The 20,445-nt window shown below is 27.1% G+C and carries 20 protein-coding genes; all 20 read left to right on the forward strand.

The genetic code is table 11. The features are described 5' to 3' along the window. The first annotated feature begins 17 nt into the window (after positions 1-17). The 20 genes from RSE15_RS10940 to RSE15_RS11035 all read left to right on the forward strand — a co-directional run bounded on the left by RSE15_RS10940 (position 18) and on the right by RSE15_RS11035 (position 20,226). Positions 18-1,292, forward strand: coding sequence for a nucleotide sugar dehydrogenase (locus tag RSE15_RS10940; RefSeq protein WP_324068546.1), 1,275 nt, complete (start codon positions 18-20; stop codon positions 1,290-1,292). A gap of 30 nt (positions 1,293-1,322) precedes the next feature. Beyond that, positions 1,323-2,588, forward strand: a complete 1,266-nt coding sequence (locus RSE15_RS10945; protein ID WP_324068548.1) for an oligosaccharide flippase family protein — start codon at positions 1,323-1,325, stop codon at positions 2,586-2,588. A 6-nt stretch (positions 2,589-2,594) separates the two neighbouring features. Next, positions 2,595-3,140 (forward strand): acyltransferase, encoded by a 546-nt coding sequence (locus RSE15_RS10950; protein ID WP_324068550.1) that lies wholly within the window; start codon positions 2,595-2,597, stop codon positions 3,138-3,140. Continuing rightward, complete coding sequence (locus tag RSE15_RS10955; protein WP_324068551.1) at positions 3,137-3,829, forward strand: cytidylyltransferase domain-containing protein; 693 nt, start codon at positions 3,137-3,139, stop codon at positions 3,827-3,829. Before RSE15_RS10950 ends, RSE15_RS10955 begins: the two co-directional genes overlap by 4 nt. Next, positions 3,808-4,842 carry an N-acetylneuraminate synthase family protein gene (locus tag RSE15_RS10960; RefSeq protein ID WP_324068554.1) on the forward strand — a complete coding sequence of 345 codons (1,035 nt, stop codon included), beginning with the start codon at positions 3,808-3,810 and terminating at the stop codon, positions 4,840-4,842. Before RSE15_RS10955 ends, RSE15_RS10960 begins: the two co-directional genes overlap by 22 nt. 7 nt (positions 4,843-4,849) lie before the next feature. Beyond that, complete coding sequence (locus RSE15_RS10965; RefSeq protein WP_324068555.1) at positions 4,850-6,235, forward strand: glycosyltransferase; 1,386 nt, start codon at positions 4,850-4,852, stop codon at positions 6,233-6,235. Positions 6,236-6,246: 11 nt separating this feature from the next. After that, positions 6,247-7,254: a hypothetical protein gene (locus RSE15_RS10970; protein ID WP_324068557.1), complete on the forward strand. Its 1,008-nt coding sequence runs from the start codon at positions 6,247-6,249 to the stop codon at positions 7,252-7,254. Positions 7,255-7,258: 4 nt separating this feature from the next. Next, positions 7,259-8,437, forward strand: a complete 1,179-nt coding sequence (locus RSE15_RS10975) for an O-antigen ligase family protein (protein ID WP_297869147.1) — start codon at positions 7,259-7,261, stop codon at positions 8,435-8,437. A gap of 3 nt (positions 8,438-8,440) precedes the next feature. Further along, positions 8,441-9,568, forward strand: a complete 1,128-nt coding sequence (locus RSE15_RS10980) for a glycosyltransferase family 4 protein (RefSeq protein ID WP_297869146.1) — start codon at positions 8,441-8,443, stop codon at positions 9,566-9,568. A 55-nt stretch (positions 9,569-9,623) separates the two neighbouring features. Next, a complete protein-coding gene (locus RSE15_RS10985) occupies positions 9,624-11,066 on the forward strand; it encodes an MBOAT family O-acyltransferase (RefSeq protein WP_297869145.1) in 1,443 nt (480 codons plus the stop codon). Between the two features lie 3 nt (positions 11,067-11,069). After that, entirely contained in the window at positions 11,070-11,984 is a 915-nt protein-coding gene (locus tag RSE15_RS10990; RefSeq protein ID WP_297869144.1) for a hypothetical protein, read from the forward strand. Positions 11,985-12,019: 35 nt separating this feature from the next. Beyond that, positions 12,020-12,874 carry a carbohydrate deacetylase gene (locus tag RSE15_RS10995; protein ID WP_324068559.1) on the forward strand — a complete coding sequence of 285 codons (855 nt, stop codon included), beginning with the start codon at positions 12,020-12,022 and terminating at the stop codon, positions 12,872-12,874. After that, complete coding sequence (locus tag RSE15_RS11000) at positions 12,871-13,731, forward strand: carbohydrate deacetylase (protein ID WP_324068561.1); 861 nt, start codon at positions 12,871-12,873, stop codon at positions 13,729-13,731. The genes RSE15_RS10995 and RSE15_RS11000 overlap by 4 nt, the downstream gene beginning before the upstream one ends. Then, positions 13,731-14,864: a glycosyltransferase family 4 protein gene (locus RSE15_RS11005; RefSeq protein WP_324068563.1), complete on the forward strand. Its 1,134-nt coding sequence runs from the start codon at positions 13,731-13,733 to the stop codon at positions 14,862-14,864. The genes RSE15_RS11000 and RSE15_RS11005 overlap by 1 nt, the downstream gene beginning before the upstream one ends. Further along, on the forward strand, positions 14,865-16,067 hold the full coding sequence (locus RSE15_RS11010; protein WP_324068565.1) for a glycosyltransferase family 4 protein: 1,203 nt from the start codon (positions 14,865-14,867) through the stop codon (positions 16,065-16,067). A gap of 6 nt (positions 16,068-16,073) precedes the next feature. Further along, positions 16,074-17,099 carry a sugar-transfer associated ATP-grasp domain-containing protein gene (locus RSE15_RS11015; protein WP_324068567.1) on the forward strand — a complete coding sequence of 342 codons (1,026 nt, stop codon included), beginning with the start codon at positions 16,074-16,076 and terminating at the stop codon, positions 17,097-17,099. A 16-nt stretch (positions 17,100-17,115) separates the two neighbouring features. After that, positions 17,116-17,721, forward strand: a complete 606-nt coding sequence (locus RSE15_RS11020) for a sugar transferase (protein WP_324068569.1) — start codon at positions 17,116-17,118, stop codon at positions 17,719-17,721. A gap of 4 nt (positions 17,722-17,725) precedes the next feature. Continuing rightward, positions 17,726-18,367 carry an acetyltransferase gene (locus tag RSE15_RS11025; RefSeq protein WP_297869137.1) on the forward strand — a complete coding sequence of 214 codons (642 nt, stop codon included), beginning with the start codon at positions 17,726-17,728 and terminating at the stop codon, positions 18,365-18,367. A gap of 17 nt (positions 18,368-18,384) precedes the next feature. Then, a complete protein-coding gene (locus RSE15_RS11030; protein WP_324068571.1) occupies positions 18,385-19,074 on the forward strand; it encodes a copper homeostasis protein CutC in 690 nt (229 codons plus the stop codon). Between the two features lie 471 nt (positions 19,075-19,545). Further along, positions 19,546-20,226 carry a YdcF family protein gene (locus RSE15_RS11035; RefSeq protein WP_324068572.1) on the forward strand — a complete coding sequence of 227 codons (681 nt, stop codon included), beginning with the start codon at positions 19,546-19,548 and terminating at the stop codon, positions 20,224-20,226. The last annotated feature ends 219 nt before the right edge of the window (positions 20,227-20,445 follow it).

Consider the following 20,445-nt stretch of genomic DNA (forward strand, 5'->3'; position numbering starts at 1 on the left):
ATAGTAATTTAATAGAAATGAAAAAAATTGCCGTAATAGGTTTAGGCTACGTTGGTTTACCTTTAGCAAGATTGTTTGCTACAAAATATTCTGTAGTAGGTTTTGATATTAATAAAGATAGGGTAGATAGTTTACGAGCTGGTGTTGACGCTACATTAGAAGTAGAAAATGACGTGTTAAAAAGTGTACTGCTTGAACAACCAGGAAATGATATTGGATTATTTTGTTCCTATAATTTATCTGATATAGCAGATTGTAATTATTATATTGTAACAGTCCCTACACCCGTAGATAAAAATAATCGACCAGATTTAACTCCTTTGTATAAATCTAGTGAAACGGTTGGAAAAGTGTTGAAAAAAGGAGATATTGTAATTTACGAATCTACAGTTTACCCTGGGGTTACAGAAGAAGAATGTGTACCTGTTTTAGAAAAAATATCTGGATTAAAGTTTAATATTGATTTTTTTGCGGGTTATTCGCCTGAGAGAATCAATCCCGGAGATAAAGAACATACGGTTGAAAAAATATTAAAAGTAACCGCTGGTTCAACCCCAGAAATTGGCCAAAAAGTAAACGAATTATACCAGTCTGTAATTATAGCAGGAACACATTTAGCTCCGACTATTAAAGTTGCTGAGGCCGCTAAAGTAATAGAAAATTCTCAAAGGGATATTAATATTGCATTTGTAAATGAATTAGCAAAAATATTTAATTTGTTAAATATAGATACCCATGCAGTATTAGAGGCAGCTGGAACAAAATGGAATTTTTTGCCTTTCAAACCAGGTTTAGTAGGCGGTCATTGTATAGGTGTTGATCCATATTATTTGGCACAAAAAGCACAAGAAGCAGGGTATCATCCAGAGATAATATTAGCTGGGAGAAGACTAAATGATAGCATGGGTCAATATGTTGCTTCTCAGGTTGTAAAATTGATGATAAAGAAAGGTATAACTGTTAATGGGGCTCAACTTTTGATGTTAGGAATTACATTTAAGGAAAATTGTCCAGATGTTCGTAATACTAAAATTGTTGACGTTGTTAGCGCTTTAGAGGAATATGGCATAATTGTTACAATTTATGATCCATGGGCAAATCCTGAAGAAGTAAAACATGAATATGGTTTAAACATGGATAAAGAATTGACAAGTGAAAAATATGAAGCAATAGTTTTAGGAGTGGCTCATAATGAATTTTTAAAAATGAATTTTGAAAATTTGAAAAAAGATAATGCTATAATTTATGATGTCAAAGGAATTTTAAATAATTGCTCAGATGGCAGATTATAATAGGTGTTAATCTCATTAGATAAAAAAATTTTGAAAAAATACTTAAATAAAATATCCAAAAGCGCCGGAGTTTTGTACGTGTCTTCAGGATTGTTTAAAACATTTTCAGTAACTATTTCTGGAATAATTATTTTACGATGGTTGGATCCCATTGATTTAGGTCAATGGCAATCTTTTTTGGTTTTTGTTGGATATTTACAAATTTTCACCTTAGGGACTACTAGTGGTTTAAATCGTGAAATTGCCTTTTTGATAGGTCAAGATAAGAGAGAAGAGGCTCTTAAAAAATTAAAAACAGTCGGATATTATACAACTGCTCTTAGTTTGGGTTTAATGGTTTTAATTTTATTAATGGGTATTTTTTTTGCTTTTTTTGAAGTTTTTACTTTTGAGTATGCTTTAATGTTTGTGTTAGCATTTTCAACTAGTTCTTTAGGGATTCAAACTTCTTTTTTGGGGGCAACATATAGATCTTCTAGTGCATTTGTTTATTTAGGTAAGGTTCAATTTTTCACAAGTTTTTTATATTTTCTATTATTACCTTTGGTTTATTATTATGATTTGTGGGGTTATATAATTTATCAAGTAGTTGTTGCATTAATGTTATATATAGGTTATTATGTTTTTAGGCCCTATAAAGTTAAATATGAATTTAAATTAGTAGATTTCAAAGAAATGGTTGGTATTGGTATGCCTATGTATATTTGGAATTATCTGGCATCTGTGAGTAGAAGTATTCCTAGATTAATTTTGGTTGCCTTTAGTGGGCCATTAATGGTTGGGCTTTATTCTCCTGCTGGAAGTATTAATAATGCTTTTTTGGCGCTTCCACTTTATATAAATCGGTATTTATTTCCTCAAATGTCACACATTTATGGTAAAACTGGCGATAAATCAAAAGTTTACGATTTTACAATGTCAGCTATTTGGAAATTATTTATATTGATGTCAATAATGGCTACCCTAATTGCGCTAACAATTCCATATATTGTTGAACAATATTTTGAAAAGTATACAATGGGAATAATAGCTGTACAAATAACTGTTTTTTCAGGTGTTTTCTTCTGTTTAAACACCATGATGCATAGCGCTTTAAATAGCTTAAAAAGCTTTAAAGTATTTAGAGTTATAATTACTATGAGGTTCATATTTATTGTTGCTTTTTCTGGAATTGGATATTTGTTATTTGATTCTTTGTTAAATGCAGTATCCTTTGGGGCATTAATGTCTGAGATGTTTAATTTTTTCAATTATTGGAGATTTTTATACTCTACATCAAAAAAAATTAAAGAATAGCAATATATGAAATCACAAGTAAGAAAACACCTTCAATTTAGTATTTTTAATTATTTTAGAATGATTAAAAATAGATTTTTTTTAGGAAAATTAGGTAAAATGGTTTTTATTGATAAACGTGTTGAGTTTATAAGATTTCCTAAAAATATTTATATTGACGATGAAGTAATTATAAAAGAAGGAGCTCGAATTTGTTCATGTAATGAACAAGCCATTATAGCAGTAGGAAAAAGAACAACTATAGGGTATCATACCTTTATTTTTGCCTCAAAAAAAATAGAAATAGGAGACGATTGTCTTATTGCTCCCTTTGTTTATATTGTAGATAGTAACCATCAAATAGAAAAAGGGATAAATATCAATATTCAAACAAATATTACAGATGCAATTAAAATTGGTAATGATGTTTGGATAGCTAGTAACGTTACAATTCTAAAAGGTGTTTCTATAGCTAATGGAGCTGTAATTGCTGCTAATTCAGTCGTGAATTGTAGTGTGCCAGAAAATGAAATTTGGGGAGGTTCTCCAGCAAAAAAAATTGGTGAAAGATGAAAATAGGGGTTGTAATTTTGTCAAGATTTTCTTCTAATCGTTTACCGGGTAAAGCCTTAATGGAGATAGGTGGAAAACCAATACTTCAATATATAATTGAAAGAATTTCTCAAGTTGTCGATACTGAAAAAATTGTTATAGCAACTTCTGTAGAAAATAGTGATGATAAAATTGAGCAGTTTGCACAAAAAACAGGAATAAATTGCTTTAGGGGATCTTTAGATAATGTTGCAGAGCGTTTCTTTGAAGCAGGAAAGAATAAAAAGTGGGATTATATTGTTAGAATTAATGGCGATAATATCTTTTTAGATATAAACATATTAAAGGATATGATTACAATAGCCAAAACTGGAAAATATGATTTTATTACTAATGTAAAAGATAGAACTTTTCCAAAAGGTATGAGTATTGAAATTCTAAAACTATCCTACTTTGAATCTTTATTACTTCAAATAAATAAAGAAGAAAAATATAAAGAACATGTAACTCTATATGCCTACGATTATCCTTCAGGCAATAATTTCTATTATATGAATTCATTATTGCCTGAAGCATCAGGTATTCAGATGGCCTTAGATACCAAGGAAGATTTTGAAAGAACAGAACAAATAATACAGCTTTTTAATGGAGACCATTTTAACTATAATTTATATGAGATATACAATATATGGAAAGAGATACAAAAATAAATAGTCCCTTTCAAGGGAAATTTGGACCACTTTTAATTGCAGAAATAGGAGGCAATCATGAAGGTGATTTTGAATACGCCAAAAAACTTTCTCAACTTGCAATTGATACTAACGTTGATTATGTGAAGTTTCAAATTTACACAGGAGATACATTAGTTTCTCAATTGGAAAGTCCAGATAGGAATAAGCATTTCAAAAAATTTGAGTTGACCAAAGAGAACCATATATATTTAGCAGAAATGGTTAAAGAAGCTGGTATATTATATACTTCATCGGTTTGGGATATTGATGCTATGAATTGGCTTGATAAATATATTAGCTTGTATAAAATTGGTAGTGGAGATTTAACGGCTTATTCTGTACTAAAAAAAACAGCTGAGAAAGGAAAACCTATTATTATTTCAACAGGTCTTTCTTCTGAAAATGAAGTTTTAAAAACAATTGAATATATTCAATCAATAAATTCGGATTATAAGTCAGCTGAAATGTTGGCAGTTTTGCAATGTACTAGTATGTATCCAATACCAAGCGCAGATGCAAATTTAAACGTAATGAAAAGATTAAAAGAGCTAACTAATCTTACAATTGGTTATTCTGATCATACAGAAGGAAGCAAAGCTTTAAATTATGCTGTTGCAATTGGAGCAGAAGTCCTTGAATTTCACTTCACAGATTCAAGAGAAGGAAAGCAATTTAGAGATCATAAAGTTTCATTAACACCTAATGAAATAACTGAATTAATTCAAGAAATTCAACTTATTAATGACTTGAAAGGAAATAATATCAAGAAGCCTGTTTTAATAGAAATAGAAAACGGTCATGTTGAATCATTTAGAAGGGCGGTTTATCCCTCAAAAAATATCAAAGCAGGAGAAGTTTTGACAGAAAATAATTTAACAGTATTACGCCCAAACCATGGGATTGATGCAAGAGATTTTGATAAATTGATTGGAAAAGTATTAAAAAAAGATGTTTTAAAACACCAAAAATTAGATTGGAATTTAATAGAATAATTAACAGATGAAGCGTAATCCTTTATTAACCGTTTATATTACAAATTATAACTATGGAATGTATATACAACAATCTGTAGAGAGTGTATTGTCTCAAACATTTCAAGATTTTGAACTTTTTATCATAGATGATGGTTCTGTAGATAATAGTAAAGAAATTATTGAACAATACAGGGATAATCCTAAAATAAATATAATATATCAACAAAATAAAGGATTAAATGTAACCAATAATATTGCAATGAGAGCCTCTATTGCCAAATATATTATGAGGTTGGATGCAGATGATTTTCTTACGCCAGATGCATTAGAAATTATGGTTTCTGCATTAGAAAACGATATAGATTTAGGATTGGTTTTCCCTGACTATTATTATACCAACGATAATGGTATAATAACTGGAGAAGAAATTAGGCATGATTTTGATAAAGATGTTTCTCTTTTCGATCAGCCTGCTCACGGTGCATGTACAATGATACGCTTAGAAAATTTGAAAATGTTAGGAGGTTATAATGAAAGCTTTACTTGTCAAGATGGTTATGATTTATGGATAAAATTTATAATGCACTTCAAAGTTACAAATATTAATAAACCCCTTTTTTACTACAGAAGGCATGGAAATAATCTTACAGGTAATGAAGAAAGAATTTTATCAACAAGAAAAAAAATTAAAGAAACTTATGTAGAATCTTTTAAGTTAATTACACCTAAAACAATAGCAATAATTCCAGTTAGAAATACATTTATTAATAAGATTAATTGGCCATTACACAAAAATTCAAATAATAAAACTATTTTGGAATTGGCTTTGGAAAAATTAGAAAACTCCAAAAAAATTGATTGGATTGTAGTTACTTCTTCCGATAAAGAAATATTAGATTTTGTCGAAAGTAAGAAGATAAAATTTTCAAAATTACTAATAATTGAAAGACCTTTTCAGTTATCAAAATCAGGAGAAACATTAAATAGTACATTTAAATTTATTTTAGAGTCAGTTACCCAAAAACAAATTATACCAGAGGCTATAATGTCATTTTCATTAGACTATCCATTTGTAACAACAGATATAGTTGATGATGCCATTAATACTTTAACTATTTTCAATGCCGATTCTTTAATAAGTGTAAGACCAGATAATAAAATGTATTTCCAACACATAGGTCATGGTTTAATACCTATTTTAGAACAAGATAAATTCACAAGACTTGAAAGAGAAGCTATATATAAGGGTCAAGGAGGAATTATGTTGTCAAAAGTCGATAATTTCAAAAATAGCGGTAAAATGCTATCGGGAAAAGTAGGTCATATTGTCGTTGATGAAAAAGTTTCTTTTGGTGTTTTTTCAACATGGGATTTTTCTGTTTTTGAAATTATATCTAATAATTTTAATTAATAATAATTTTAATGAGTAAAAGGAATAAAAATTATTTTTTTGTTGTAACGGGATTACAAGTTATTAATTGTGTAGAGTATATTAAGAATTATCAATTAGATAAAGGTTATAATGTATTGTTTGTATGTAACAAAAAAATAAATTCAAGATTAGAAGTATTGTCTTTGATTAAAAACCATTACTTTGATGAAGTTATATTTATGCCTCCAACTTTTTTATTAAATAAAAAAATTGCAAGATATAATTTTGTATTAATAAATCTTATCAGTTTTTTCAAGATATTTTTGTTTAAATTTAATGAAGGGCATTTGGTTGGAAATGATTTAAATGCATTTTACAGATATGCTTGCAAAAAATCTAAAAATGTTACAATTTCATTTATTGATGACGGTTCAGGATCGGTAAATTATAAAGCAGAAAATCCTTTTAAATATTTTAAGAATTATAAAAACAAATTATTATACAAATTTTTAAGAATTAATAATTATGATATATTATTTGATCAGTATTTCACTTCTTATGGTTCTTTTTTTTTACAGAAATTTAAATATAAAATAGTTAATAATAATTTTAATTACCTAAAAAACATATCGTTTTCAAATATAAACGATTACATTATATTTATAGGAGATCCACATGTTGAAAGAGGGTATATATCTGAGGATAATTATTTAGATATCTTAGTTAAAATTAGAGATATGTTTCAAAAAGAAATTATTTATGTACCTAGAATTTTTGAATCAACAAAAAAACTAAAAAAAATAGAGCAAATTATGAGCGTGCAACGAAATGATTTTCCAATAGAAATATATTTATCTTCATTGGAAAAGTTGCCAAATCGAATAATTACTTTCCATTCTTCTGCCTTATTTAATGTTAGAAACTTATTTGGCGAAAATATTGACTATCATTATATAAAACTTCCAAATTATACCAATGAAGTCCATATGAAAAATTTGCAAAAAATATGGAATGATTTAGCAAGTTTTTCTAAGGAAATAGTATTATGTCAAAAATAAAAATATGATTTTTTTAAAAAAAATAAATGATTTCTGTTTGTACTTATTAGTACTTTCTGTTGTTTTTGAATTTTGGAATCCTTTTGATTTAAAAGGAGTACTTTCTATAACAATGGTCGTTTTTTTTATTTATATAATTTCCACTTTACCATTTCTTAATAAACGTTTATCTTTTTTTTACCTGGGGCCTTATATTAAACCTATTTTATTATTTCTACTGATAGAAGCAATATCATCATTTTTAAATATTACTTATATAGAAGAATTAAATGATCTTTTTACTACAAGAATTTTAAAATTTTTATTTTTATTGTTAATTTTAGGAAATCACTTGATATCAAACCCAACAATTCTATTGTATGTTTTAAAAATATATACGTTTGGTATTTTTTTATTAAGTGTTTTATTTCTGTTTGGAATAGGTGTAGATATTGATTTTACAGAAGGTGAGAGTAGGCTTATAATTTTTGGTGAAAATCCAAATAATATAGGTATTAAGGCTGTTATAGGAGCTTTAATTTTGCTTTCATTTATTTTGGAACAAAAATTTAATATAATTTATAAAATTTTTATGGGACTCATGTTAGTTCCTATATTTCCTTTAATTTCAGCAACTGCTTCAAGAGGTGCAGTTTTTACATTTTTCATTGGAGCAGCAGTTATGATTTTGCTTTTAAAGAAAAATTTTAAAGTTAAATTTTTAATAATAATTTTAGCTTCTATTGTAGGAGTATTATTATTTAATTATTTTTTAAGTAATGAGATTTTTTATACTAGATTTATGCAATTTGTAGATGAAGGGAAAACAGGAAGAAATGATATATGGGAAATTGCATTTGGTTTTTTTGTTGATAATCCATTTTTAGGAGTAGGGAGGTCTGGTTTTAAACCTATGATGAAAGAAACTTTTGGTGGGGCAATGGGAGCTCATAATGCTTTTCTTGAAATATTAGCTACAACGGGCTTAATTGGTTTTATCGTATTTATGATTTTTTATTTTAGACTTTTAATCCTTGCACATAATAATTTCAAAAGGACAAAAACAGTGTTAATTTTTTTGCTTTTTTCTGCAATAACGCTCCATATATTTAAAGCGGGGGGAGCTATTTCTAGTTTGTTTGTTTGGTTTGTTTTTGCAATTTTAATAGGTTCAACAAGAATGAATAATCATGTAATAAATTAAGTTATGAAAATATTAATAATATCAGATAATTACCCATCGGAACAACATCCTACTAATGGAGTTTTTGTATACAATTTAGTGCAACAATTTGCAAAACTAGGGCATGAAGTAATTGTTATTGCGCCTTTTCAATTAGTGCCAAGAAAAATAAAATTTAAAAAAGTAGTATATGGTAATGAATTAGCAAAGGTTTACCGTCCATTATTTACTTCTTTATCCACAAAACAAATAGGAAGTTTTAATACCTATACAATTGCTCGTAAAATACAAGTAAATGCAATACAACGTATTATAAAGAAAAATAAAATTGAGTTTGATGTAGTGTATTGTCATTTTATAAAAAATGCATTATTAGGTGTAGAAGCATTAGAAAAATATAATAAGCCATTTATTGCAGCTGTAGGTGAAAATAGAAATATCCAATTAGTACAAAAATGGTATAATAAGAATACATATACGAAATTTTTCAATAAAATAGATGGTTTTATAGCTGTTTCTGAATTGATAAAAGAGAAATTGATAGATATGAAAGTTTCTCAAGATAAAATTATTGTAGAGCCTAATGGGGTGGATTTTGAAGTGTATTATAAAAGGGAAAATATAAATGAGCTTAGAGAAAAATATAATTTACCTCAAAATAAAACATTAGTTATGTTTTTAGGACATTTTATAGAAAACAAAGGGCCTCTAAGATTGGTTAAAGCAGCTGAAGGAATTGAGAACATTGGTCTAGTTATGGTAGGGGAAGGAAAACAAAATCCAGAAAGCACAGATATTGTTTTCAAACAGAAAGTACCTAGAAGTTGTGTTCCTGAACTTTTATCAGCTTCGGATATCTTTGTTTTACCAACGCAGCACGAAGGCTCTAGTAACGCTATAATTGAAGCAATGGCTTGTGGATTACCTATAATTTCATCTGATATTCCTGAAATAAGAGTGCAATGTACTTCAGATTTTTCAATTTTAGTTGATCCAAATGATATTTCTCAAATTAGAACAGCACTAGAAAAACTATTAGTAAATGAACAATTAAGAGATAAAATGTCATTACATGCTATTGAACATGCACAAAAATTTAGTATAGAAAGAAGAACTGAAAGAATTATTAAATTTATAAAGTCGTTTTTATAAATTTATATAAATTAATTTTTTTTCAAACTTTTAATAAATCTTAAAATAATAAAATATGTTATTCAATTCTTATGGTTTTGCTGTTTTTTTGCCTATTGTTTTTCTTTTATATTGGTTTATAGCTAAAAAAAGTATAGTAAAACAAAATTTTTTATTAATTATAGCTAGTTATTTTTTTTATGCTTGTTGGGATTATAGATTTTTATTTTTATTGATTTTTTCAACTATTTTGGATTATTTTACTGCTATTAAAATGTCGCAATCAAGTTCTAAAGTAAATAAAAAATTATGGTTTTGGATAAGTATAATTATTAATTTAGGATTTTTAGGAGTTTTTAAATACTACAATTTTTTTGCTGAATCTTTTATAAATTTTATTAGTTTTTTTGGTTTTGAGGCTAGTTACTTTACTTTAAATATCATTTTACCGGTTGGAATATCATTCTATACATTTCACGGTTTATCGTATGTAATTGATATTTATTACAATAGGATAAAACCAGAAAGAAATTTTGTGGATTATTCTCTTTTTGTATGTTATTTTCCTCTATTAGTTGCAGGACCTATTGAACGTGCAACTCATTTGTTACCGCAAATAAAAAGAAAGAGGAATTTTGATTACTATAAAGCAGTTGATGGTCTTAAGCAAATACTATGGGGGCTATTCAAAAAAATGGTAATTGCAGATAACTGTGCTGAATTTGCAAATTTATATTTCAATAATTATAATGATTATTCTGGAAGTTCTTTAATTCTTGGAGCAATATTTTTCACTTTTCAAATTTATTGTGATTTTTCTGGTTATTCGGATATTGCTTTAGGAACTTCGAGATTATTTGGCATTGAATTGTTAAGGAATTTTTCTTTTCCATATTTTTCTAGGGATATAGCGGAATTTTGGAGAAGATGGCATATTTCACTTTCTTCTTGGTTTAGAGATTATTTATATATTCCATTAGGAGGTAGTAAAGGAGGTATGTGGATGAAAGTTAGAAATACTTTTATTATATTTATTGTAAGTGGCTTTTGGCATGGGGCAAATTGGACTTTTATTGTATGGGGTTTCTTGAACGCATTGTATTTTATGCCATTATTATTGACAAATAATAATAGAAATAATTTTGAAATAGTTGCTAAAGGAAGGTTTTTTCCATCTTTTAGAGATGCTTTAAATATGTTTTTAACATTCACTTTAACTGTATTTGCTTGGATATTTTTTAGAGCAGATAATTTAGAGCATGCTTTTAGCTATATTAAGAAAATTTTTGAATCCCCATTTCTTAACCTTTCGGATATACCAATTTTATCATACGTTGTAATAGTATTAATTATTTTCTTTATTCTCATAGAATGGATAGGCCGAACAGGTGAATATGCACTTCAAAATTTAAAATATAATAATTACCGCTTTTTAGAATGGTGTTTTTATTTTATAATTATTATTTCTATTTTTCTGTTTGCAGGTAAAGAGCAAGATTTTATTTATTTTCAATTCTAAATTATGAAAAAATTTTTTAAAAAGATTGTCTATTTTTCTATTCCATTATTATTTATTATTGGAATATATGTTTATTCATTTAGTTTTGGGAGTTTTGATTTTTATTATGGAAGGGTATCTTCACCAAAACAAAACTCATTAATTATTGGTAACTCAAGAGCAGCGCAAGGATTGGTTCCATCGGTTTTTAATGATGAGTTGATTAATAAAAAGAATAAAATGTATAATTTTTCTTTTGCAGCAAATTATTCACCTTATGGCCCAGCCTATTACAAGAGTATTAAGAATAAAGTAGATGAAACTGTAAAGGATGGTGTTTTTATTATATCTGTTGATCCAGGTTCTATATCTTCTAATACAGATAATCCAAATGATGAAAGTCTTTTTATAGAGAATAGCTCTTTTTTGGCTAATATTGAATGTGTTTCTTGTAATCCAAATTTTGAATATATACTTCATAGACAAGAAACTTTTTACAAGAAACTTTTTTTGAACAAAATTCGAGGTGAAGGATTTTTACATGACGATGGTTGGCTAGAAGTTAATTTAGAAATGGATACTTCTTCAATTAATAAAAGACTAAAACTAAAATTGCAGGAAGAAGGATATTCGGCTAAATATCATTTTTCAAAAAAAAGATATGAGTATTTAGAAAAAACTATAACTTTTTTAAAAAGCCATGGTAAAGTTTATATTGTAAGACTACCTGTTCATAATTCTATTTTAGAGAGACAATTTAAGGCATTTCCAGATTTTGATAAAAAAATATCTTTTTTGGCAAAAAAAAATGGTGTTAAATTTAAGGTGTTTAATAATAATCAGGGAAAATATATATTTACAGACGGTAGTCATTTATATAAAGAATCTTCATTATTAATTAGTAAAGAAATTGCACAATGGATTAATCTTGATCAGTAATTATTATTTATTTAATGAACATAATTTTATAAAAAATGAAAATAATTATCAATGCTGATGATTTTGGTTTTACAAAGTCGGTAAATGAAGCAGTATTCACATTAGCTAAAAAGGGAACATTAACCTCTACAACCGTTATGGTTAATATGCCTTATTGGGAAGAGGTAGATAAATTATTAGAATATCCTAATTTTGGCATTGGTCTGCATTTTAATATAACTCAAGGAAAGCCTATTTTAGATGCGTCAGAAATTTCAACAATTGTGAATAGTGAAACGGGAGAGTTTTATGAATTTAAAGAATTAAGAAAAAGGAGTAAACAAGGAAAAATAAATGTTAATGACGTTTATAAAGAATTAAAGGCTCAAATTTTATTATTAAAACAGCGTGTAGGAGATCGTTTAACTCATATGGATTCGCATCAAGGAGTACATAAATATAAGCCCATTTCAAATGCTTTTTTATCTTTAGGGAAAGAAAACATAGTATTAGGTTTACGTTCACCTCATCATTTGTTTATTACTGATGCTATAGTTCCTGAGGTTGTTGGAATTAAAAATATTTTTAAGTTTGGAATAAAAAGATATATAACAGAATTGTATTATAGAAAATATAATGTTGCTTTTCGCAAATATTATGTAATGCCTGAAGGGGAACTTTTAAATATAAATTTAAAAAAAGTAGATACTTTTGAAGCATTGGAAAAATTAATTGCTTTAGAAAAGTTATATATTGAAATTCCTTGCCATCCAGCTACATCAATTACAGATTTGCCAAAGACAAAATTAACTGATAAAAGACTACAAGAGTTCGAAATATTGAAGTCTGAAAGTTTTAAAAATAGCCTCAATAAGTTTCAATTAATTAGCTTTAAAGATTTAAAAAAATGAAAATAATTATCAACGCAGACGATTTTGGAATGACAAAGTCAATAAATAATGCAATAACAGAATTAATGCATTTAGGAACTATTACTTCTACAACAGTAATGGTAAATATGCCTTATGCAAATGAGGCAATAGAGTTACTTAAAATCCCAAATATTAGTATTGGACTTCATTTTAATTTAACGGAAGGAAAACCAACGTCTTCTATTGATGAAGTATCTTCTTTAGTTGATAAAAAGGGTAATTTTCATTCTAAAAAAGAATTAGAGAGTAGAGCAAAGAAAAATTTAATTAAAAAAGAAGAAGTATTATTAGAGTTGAAAAACCAATATGCAAAGCTTTATGATATTTTAGGAGACAATATAACACACTTTGATTCCCACCAAGGACTTAATAGAATTCCAGTAGTTTTTAAAGCATTATTGGATTTTGGAAAAGAAACTCAAAAGCCAAAAGGAATTCGTTTTTATGTTAAGCACTATATACAAAATTCAGGAAAAGTAATTGTTCCTGGTTTATTTGATATCCAAAAATTTGGAATTAAACGTTTGCTAGTGGAGCAATACCTTAAAAATAATAAAAATCAAATTAATAAATATTTTAAGAGCCCTGAAGGGATGTTGGTTACAAGTTCTCATAATGCTATTGATGTTTTTAAAGCTTTGGTAAAAAATCCTTTGGCAAAATTTGAGAATGCAATTTTAGAGATACCTTGTCATCCATCTATTGATATAACTGAATTAGAAAACACAAAGTTAACAGATGAAAGAGTTATAGAATACCAATTTTTGAAATCAACAGCATTTCTTGAAGCAAAGAAAAGTTTAGATTTAGTTAGTTTCAATTCTGTAGTAGCATAATGGAAAATAAGATAAATTTAGTACATATTAATTCCTATTTTCTTACTAATAAGTTACATGAAGAGTTAGTTATGTCCTTAAGGGATATGAATGCTTCAATTCATCAAACTGTATATATTCCAATAAACAAAAAGGATAAAATAAATAGCGATTATTGTGAATCTAAAAATATTTTATATACAATTTCCAAAGCTTTTTCAAATCTTGAAAGATATTTCTGGCCATTAAAAATGTTATCTATTTATAAGGATTTTAATAAAAAAGTAAAAAATGATAAAATAACAATTACCCATGCACATTCGTTAATATCTAATGGCATTATTTCCTTTTTATTATTTAAAAAGAAAGCTATTCCTTATGTTGTTACAGTTAGAAATACAGATATAAATATATTCATGAAAAAATCTATTTTTTTTAGAAAAATAGGTTTCAAAATATTAAATAGTGCTGAATCAATAATGGTTTTATCACCAGCTTATAAGAACATACAATTAAGAGAATGCTTAACAACATTTCAATTTGAGCAACTGAAAGATAAGATTAAAGTTATTCCTAACGGAGTGAATGATTTTTGGATTAAAAATAGATATTTTGATGAGTCTAAAAACAGTAATTGCATAGAAATTCTTTTCGTTGGTAAGCTTCGTGAAAATAAAAATTGTAGTGCATTAATTAAAGCTTGTAAAATATTAAAAGAAAAAGGTATTGACTTCCAACTTACAATTGTAGGTGAAGGTTATCTTAAAGATAAATTGCAAGAAGAAGCAAAAGGTATAAAAGTTAGATTTGTAGGTTTTATTTCAGATAAGGAACAATTATTAAAAATATATAGGAATTCGAATCTTTTAGTGGTGCCTTCATTTAAAGAATCTTTTGGATTAGTATATGTAGAAGCAATGACTCAAGGGTTGCCAGTGGTTTATACAAAAGGCCAAGGATTTGACGGAAATTACGAAGAAGGAGTAGTTGGTTTTTCAGTAATGCCAAAAGAACATGAAAAAATAGCAGAAGCTATTCAAAAAATAAAAGAAAATTACAATGAAATCTCGAAAAATGCTTATAATCATGCTTTAGACTTTTCGTGGACATACAATTCTAAAATGCTTAATGATATTTATACTAAAATAGAATAAATGAAAATTCTTTATATACACCAATACTTTAAAACTCCGAGAGAACCCGGAGCTACTCGTATTTATTTTATTGTTCAGCAACTTTTAAAGGAGGGGCATAAAGTTACAGTTATTACTCAAAATAAAAAAATAACAGCATCCAATAGAGAAGAAGTCTATATAGACGGTATTAATATAGTTTATTTGAAAAATGCTTATTCAAATGAAATGAGTATTCCTATGCGGATTAAATCATTTTTTAATTTTATGTACAAATCTTCTTTTGAAGTTTTTAAACATAAAAATATTGATTTAGTTATTGCTACATCTACACCCTTATCAGTTGGACTTCCCGCCCTATTATTAAAAAAAATCAAAGGTATTCCTTTTGTTTTTGAAGTTAGAGATTTGTGGCCAGAAGTGCCTATACAAATGGGGGGGCTTAAAAATTCTTTAGTAAAAAAAATAGCTATTTGGTTTGAAAAAACAATCTATAAAAATGCAAGCCATATAGTTGCTTTATCTCCAGGTATGTATGATGGTGTTATTAAATATGTTTCATCTGATAAAGTATCAATGATTCCCAATATGGCTAAGAAAGAACATTTTTGGCCAAGAGAAAAAAGCAAAGATTGTATTAAAAAGTTACAACTTAGAGAAAATTCTTTTAAAGTAATTCATTTTGGTACAATGGGTATTGCAAATGGCCTTCAATATTTTATTGAAGCTGCAAAAATTGCTCATGATAAAGGAATAATGGATGTTGATTTTATTCTTTTAGGAGAAGGAAAAGCAGAAAAAACTTTAAAATTATTCGCTGAAAGTAATAAATTAACAAATGTATTTTTTTACGAAAGATTAGCAATGAAAGAGACAAGTGAAGTAGTAAATGTTTGTGATATTTCGGTTGTCCCATTTCTAAATATTCCAATTTTAAGTACTAATTCACCAAATAAATTATTTGATTCTTTAGCTGCTGGTAAACCAATAATAGTAAATTCAAATGGTTGGACAAAAAAAATGGTAGAGGAAAATAGTTGTGGTGCTTTTGTAGACCCAGAAAATCCAAATGAATTATTTGAACTTATCATGGAATGGAAAAATCATCCTAATTTACTAAAGATTATGGGTGATAATAGTAGAAAATTAGCTGAAACTACTTATGATGAATCCATATTAACCAAAAGGTTTGCAAGTATTATAAATACTTTTAATAACAAGTAACAAGCAATGAAAAATATTCTATATTTAGGTTTTTTTATTTTGAAGACGGATTATAAAGATTTAATAAAATCAATCAATTGTACTTCAAAAAAAGGGTATAACAAACTATTTTTGTGTATAAGAATGGTAATAAACTCATTATGGTATGGTTCTTCATTTGTAGACTATTATAATTTCCAATTCTATAGAAAAAATAAAGAGCAGAAGAAAGAATATGCAACAATGGGTATTATGTATAAGTTTCACAATAAAATGAATCATAAAGATTTTATTGATGAGGTTGATAATAAAAAGACATTTTTCAAAACGTTTAATAAATTCTGTAATCCAGCTTTTTTATATACCCAAAAAGATATGGATATCATCACAACCGTTATTTTGGAACGAATTAATCAAAAAATTGTGATTAAAAATCCAGAAAGTTCGGGAGGAAAGGGTGTGCGAATTTTCCAAGTTCAAAAAAAAGAAAATAGTATAATGATTGGAGATGAAGAACTAATTACTTTTTTAAAAAACCATTTTAAGGAAAATGAATACTTTTATTTTGAAGATTTTATAGTACAGCATGAAAGTATCGCAAATATTTCTCCATCGGCGGTTAATACAATAAGAATGATAACCTTACTTAATGATGAAAATAGAGTAGATATTATTGGTTCGGTATTTCGTATTAGTGTAGATTGTCCTATAGATAATTATTCAGCAGGTAATTTAGCAGCAGAGATTGATAGTGAAACAGGAGTTGTAATTTCAGGAGGTATAAGAAAAAGATCTTCTTGTGATAGTTATCATGAAATACATCCTTCAACAAAACAACAAATTTTAGGTTTAAAAGTTCCATTTTGGAATGAAATAAAGCAATTGGTTACAGAAGCTGCGCATATTGTGCCTCAAGTTAGAACAGTGGGATGGGATATTGCAATTACGCCTAGTGGTCCTATAATCATTGAAGGAAATAGTAAGTGGAATAAAGATACATGGCAAATTCCAGCTGGAAAAGGAAAACTTCATGTGATTAAAAAATATTTATAAAGAAGTAATTAAAAAAATGTATAAAAATATTTTTAAAAGAGTAATTGATTTTATATTAGCTTTGTTAGGGATACTAGTATTATCTCCAATATTTATAATTGCTTTTACAGCACTTTATTTTTCAAATAAAGGGAAACCTTTTTTTAACCAAGAACGCCCTGGAAGATATGGTAATATTTTTAAAATAATTAAATTCAAAACCATGACTGATCAAACGGATGTCAATGGAAATCTACTACCAGATAATCTTAGATTAACAACTGTTGGGAAATGGGTTCGTAAAACATCTGTTGATGAAATACCTCAATTAATAAATGTTTTAAGAGGAGATATGTCACTAGTAGGGCCAAGGCCATTAAGGGTGTATTATTTACCTCTTTATTCTAATGAACAAAATAGAAGGCATGAAGTTAGACCGGGAATTACAGGTTGGGCCCAAGTAAATGGCAGAAATACGTTGAGTTGGACTCAAAAATTTCAATATGATGTTTGGTATGTTGATAATTTAAGTTTTTTTTTAGATGTTAAAATTTTATTTAAAACTGTATTTAAAATTTTTAAAACAAATGAAGTTAATGCAACAGCGGACATTACTATGATTCCATTTGATGGTAAAAATTAATAATATGAAGAAAAGAGCGGTTATTTTTGGTGCGGGTACCTATGGTCAAGTATATTCAAAATACTTAGAAGAATATTACGAAATTCTCGGTTTTATTGATGATAATGATTTGTTGAAAGGGACTGATATTGGAGGATATTCTGTTCTAGGTAATATTAATTATTTATTTAATGCATTAACTAAAGATATAGCTGTTTTTGTTCCAATTGGTAATAACTCTGTTCGAGTTAATTTGCTTTCAAAGATAGAGTCAGAAGGATTTGAGATACCATCTTTTATTCATGAATCCGTATTGCTGGATGCAACAGTTGAGTTAGGAAAAGCAATATATATATTACCTAGTTCTAATGTGATGCCATTTACAAAAATACAAGATTATTCAATGATAAGTATGGGTGTTAATATTGCTCATCATGTTACCATTGAAAAGGGATGTTTTTTTTCACAAGGAGTAAATATAGGTGCGTCAATTTACATAAAAGAATTTGCTTATTTTGGAATAGGTTCTACAGTGATGACAGGTGTTTCTTATATTGGTAAAAATACATTAATCGGAGCAGGAACTTTAATTATTAAAAATGTTCCAGATGAAGTAGTAATGATAGGAAATCCTGGAAAAATTTTAAGAACTAATATAAATCATTAAAATAACTTTTAAATAGTATGAATTTTGAAGTAGTTCTAGAATCTATTGAAGAATTAAATGAGGTTAATTTACCAACAATTAAAAGTGTTGAACTATGTGCAGGGCTTCAATTAGGTGGAATAACACCAAGTTATGCTACAACAGCCTATTTTTGTGAACATGCTGTTCCTGAAGTTCACGTTATGATAAGACCTAGAGCTGGGGGATTTAATTATAATGAATATGAACTTAAATTAATGGTAGAAGATATAAAATTTTTTGCTAAGCTTGGAGTTACAGGTGTGGTATTTGGACTATTAGATGAAAATTTTAAAATTGAAAAGGAGCATACAAAACGTCTTTATTTTGCTGCAAAAGAATTAGGTTTACAAACCACTTTTCATAGGGCGTTTGATTTTGCAATAGATACCGAGCATGCCATACAGTTTTTAGTTGAAACAGGCTTTGATAGGCTCTTAACAGCTGGAAGTAAAAAAACGGTTGATTTTGGAAAAGAAAAATTAAAAAAATGGTCTGATAATTATGGTAATGAAATTCAAATAATAGCAGGTGGAGGTGTTACTTTTGATAATGCAAGGCAATTAAAAAGTGCAGGTTTAAAAACAATACATTTTAATATTAAAGATGCAATCTTAAGTGAAAATTCCAGTATGGGATATGAATATAAGCTAAATTTAAATAAGTTAGTAAATATTTTAAACTTGTAATAAGGTTAATAAGCCTCTTGGATAAATAATTTTGTATGTTGAATTTTTGTAAATTCTTGTTTTTTTGATAAAAATATTTCTAGGACATTTAATTTGCTATTAATACATCCTCAATATATTTTTGTTTCGTTTTAATTTGTAAAATTATATATATTAATAATTTATTCATTTTTTTTAAATAATATATTTGTTACCTCGCAATATCGATTACAGGCATAGAGATTAAATTATTCAAGTGATTTTTAATCGTTCTATAGTCAAATAGATTTTTTTAGTTTGTTTATTTTAATTGAATTATTAACAAAATAATGTGAGTTCGATATAAAATTATTGAAATATTTAGCATTAAAACAATTCTACATAACGGGTAAATATTTCTCTTTTAAGATTTTTAAACTTGTCGCTACAATGAATTTTTTTCAAAATAATTTAACCCTATACAATTTTTTTATACTGTTTCTAGTATTGTTAATGATATTAACTTATAAATTCAACATTCAAAAAGCGTATTGGTTGTGGATTTTTTATTTTATTTTATTTTTAATGTGTACTACTTCATATTTGCCTAAATGTTTAGTAAAAAAGCATGAAAATAAAAACAGCATAATTAATCCGAATCTTATTGATACAAATAAAACTTATTATTTACATGTGTTAGGTGCTGGTTATAGTCTAGAAAAAAGATTGTCAGCTACAAAACAATTGTCTGATGTTACATTGACTCGATTAATTGAAGCAATACGAATATCAAAGTTGTTACCAAATTATATAATTGTTAGTTCAGGATATTCTAGCTTAGGATTAGAGTCTCAAGCATCAGTTGTAAAAAGGGCTGCTGTTGAGTTAGGCATACCTAAACAAAATATCGAAATGTTAACCACTCCATCTAACACTTCAGAAGAAGTTTCTGCTTTTGTAAAACGATTTGGAACTAATAAAAATGTGATTGTAGTCTCCGATGCATTACACTTGTCTAGAGCCATAATGTTATATAAAAAAAATGGAATTGTTGCAATTTCAGCACCTACAAATTTTAAGGTCAAACAAGGAATTAATGATTATAATGGTGTAACATTGCCATCTATATCTTCAATAGATTTAATGAACGAATACCTAAGAGAACAACTCAAATATTGGAAAGATAGTTGGTAATATTAGGGAATTTGATTTTCGATTATGTAAATCTATATTTGTTTATTGTTTTTTGTTAAAATAGAATGCTAAATTTTCATGTTTTACGATTGGATTATATTAATTTTATTTACATTTTTTGTTTTAAATCTATTTAGTAAACTATTTAATTCAATTTCTATCTCCTTAAAAATTAGTTATTAAGACCATTATTGGTTTTCATTTAAATGTTATTTTTTT

Source organism: Flavobacterium sp., assembly GCF_035195345.1.
In the GTDB taxonomy this organism is placed as follows: Bacteria; Bacteroidota; Bacteroidia; order Flavobacteriales; family Flavobacteriaceae; genus Flavobacterium.

What these genes read in the sequence shown, in the direction of transcription:
- RSE15_RS11015 (WP_324068567.1), top strand. Translation starts at nt 16,074, where the DNA reads ATGAAAAATATTCTATATTTAGGTTTTTTTATTTTGAAGACGGATTAT.
- RSE15_RS10955 (WP_324068551.1), top strand. Translation starts at nt 3,137, where the DNA reads ATGAAAATAGGGGTTGTAATTTTGTCAAGATTTTCTTCTAATCGTTTA.
- RSE15_RS10970 (WP_324068557.1), top strand. Translation starts at nt 6,247, where the DNA reads ATGAGTAAAAGGAATAAAAATTATTTTTTTGTTGTAACGGGATTACAA.
- RSE15_RS11020 (WP_324068569.1), top strand. Translation starts at nt 17,116, where the DNA reads ATGTATAAAAATATTTTTAAAAGAGTAATTGATTTTATATTAGCTTTG.
- RSE15_RS10975 (WP_297869147.1), top strand. Translation starts at nt 7,259, where the DNA reads ATGATTTTTTTAAAAAAAATAAATGATTTCTGTTTGTACTTATTAGTA.
- RSE15_RS10990 (WP_297869144.1), top strand. Translation starts at nt 11,070, where the DNA reads ATGAAAAAATTTTTTAAAAAGATTGTCTATTTTTCTATTCCATTATTA.
- RSE15_RS10965 (WP_324068555.1), top strand. Translation starts at nt 4,850, where the DNA reads ATGAAGCGTAATCCTTTATTAACCGTTTATATTACAAATTATAACTAT.
- RSE15_RS10940 (WP_324068546.1), top strand. Translation starts at nt 18, where the DNA reads ATGAAAAAAATTGCCGTAATAGGTTTAGGCTACGTTGGTTTACCTTTA.
- RSE15_RS10980 (WP_297869146.1), top strand. Translation starts at nt 8,441, where the DNA reads ATGAAAATATTAATAATATCAGATAATTACCCATCGGAACAACATCCT.
- RSE15_RS11025 (WP_297869137.1), top strand. Translation starts at nt 17,726, where the DNA reads ATGAAGAAAAGAGCGGTTATTTTTGGTGCGGGTACCTATGGTCAAGTA.
- RSE15_RS10960 (WP_324068554.1), top strand. Translation starts at nt 3,808, where the DNA reads ATGGAAAGAGATACAAAAATAAATAGTCCCTTTCAAGGGAAATTTGGA.
- RSE15_RS11030 (WP_324068571.1), top strand. Translation starts at nt 18,385, where the DNA reads ATGAATTTTGAAGTAGTTCTAGAATCTATTGAAGAATTAAATGAGGTT.
- RSE15_RS10950 (WP_324068550.1), top strand. Translation starts at nt 2,595, where the DNA reads ATGAAATCACAAGTAAGAAAACACCTTCAATTTAGTATTTTTAATTAT.
- RSE15_RS11000 (WP_324068561.1), top strand. Translation starts at nt 12,871, where the DNA reads ATGAAAATAATTATCAACGCAGACGATTTTGGAATGACAAAGTCAATA.
- RSE15_RS10985 (WP_297869145.1), top strand. Translation starts at nt 9,624, where the DNA reads ATGTTATTCAATTCTTATGGTTTTGCTGTTTTTTTGCCTATTGTTTTT.
- RSE15_RS11035 (WP_324068572.1), top strand. Translation starts at nt 19,546, where the DNA reads ATGATATTAACTTATAAATTCAACATTCAAAAAGCGTATTGGTTGTGG.
- RSE15_RS11010 (WP_324068565.1), top strand. Translation starts at nt 14,865, where the DNA reads ATGAAAATTCTTTATATACACCAATACTTTAAAACTCCGAGAGAACCC.
- RSE15_RS10995 (WP_324068559.1), top strand. Translation starts at nt 12,020, where the DNA reads ATGAAAATAATTATCAATGCTGATGATTTTGGTTTTACAAAGTCGGTA.
- RSE15_RS11005 (WP_324068563.1), top strand. Translation starts at nt 13,731, where the DNA reads ATGGAAAATAAGATAAATTTAGTACATATTAATTCCTATTTTCTTACT.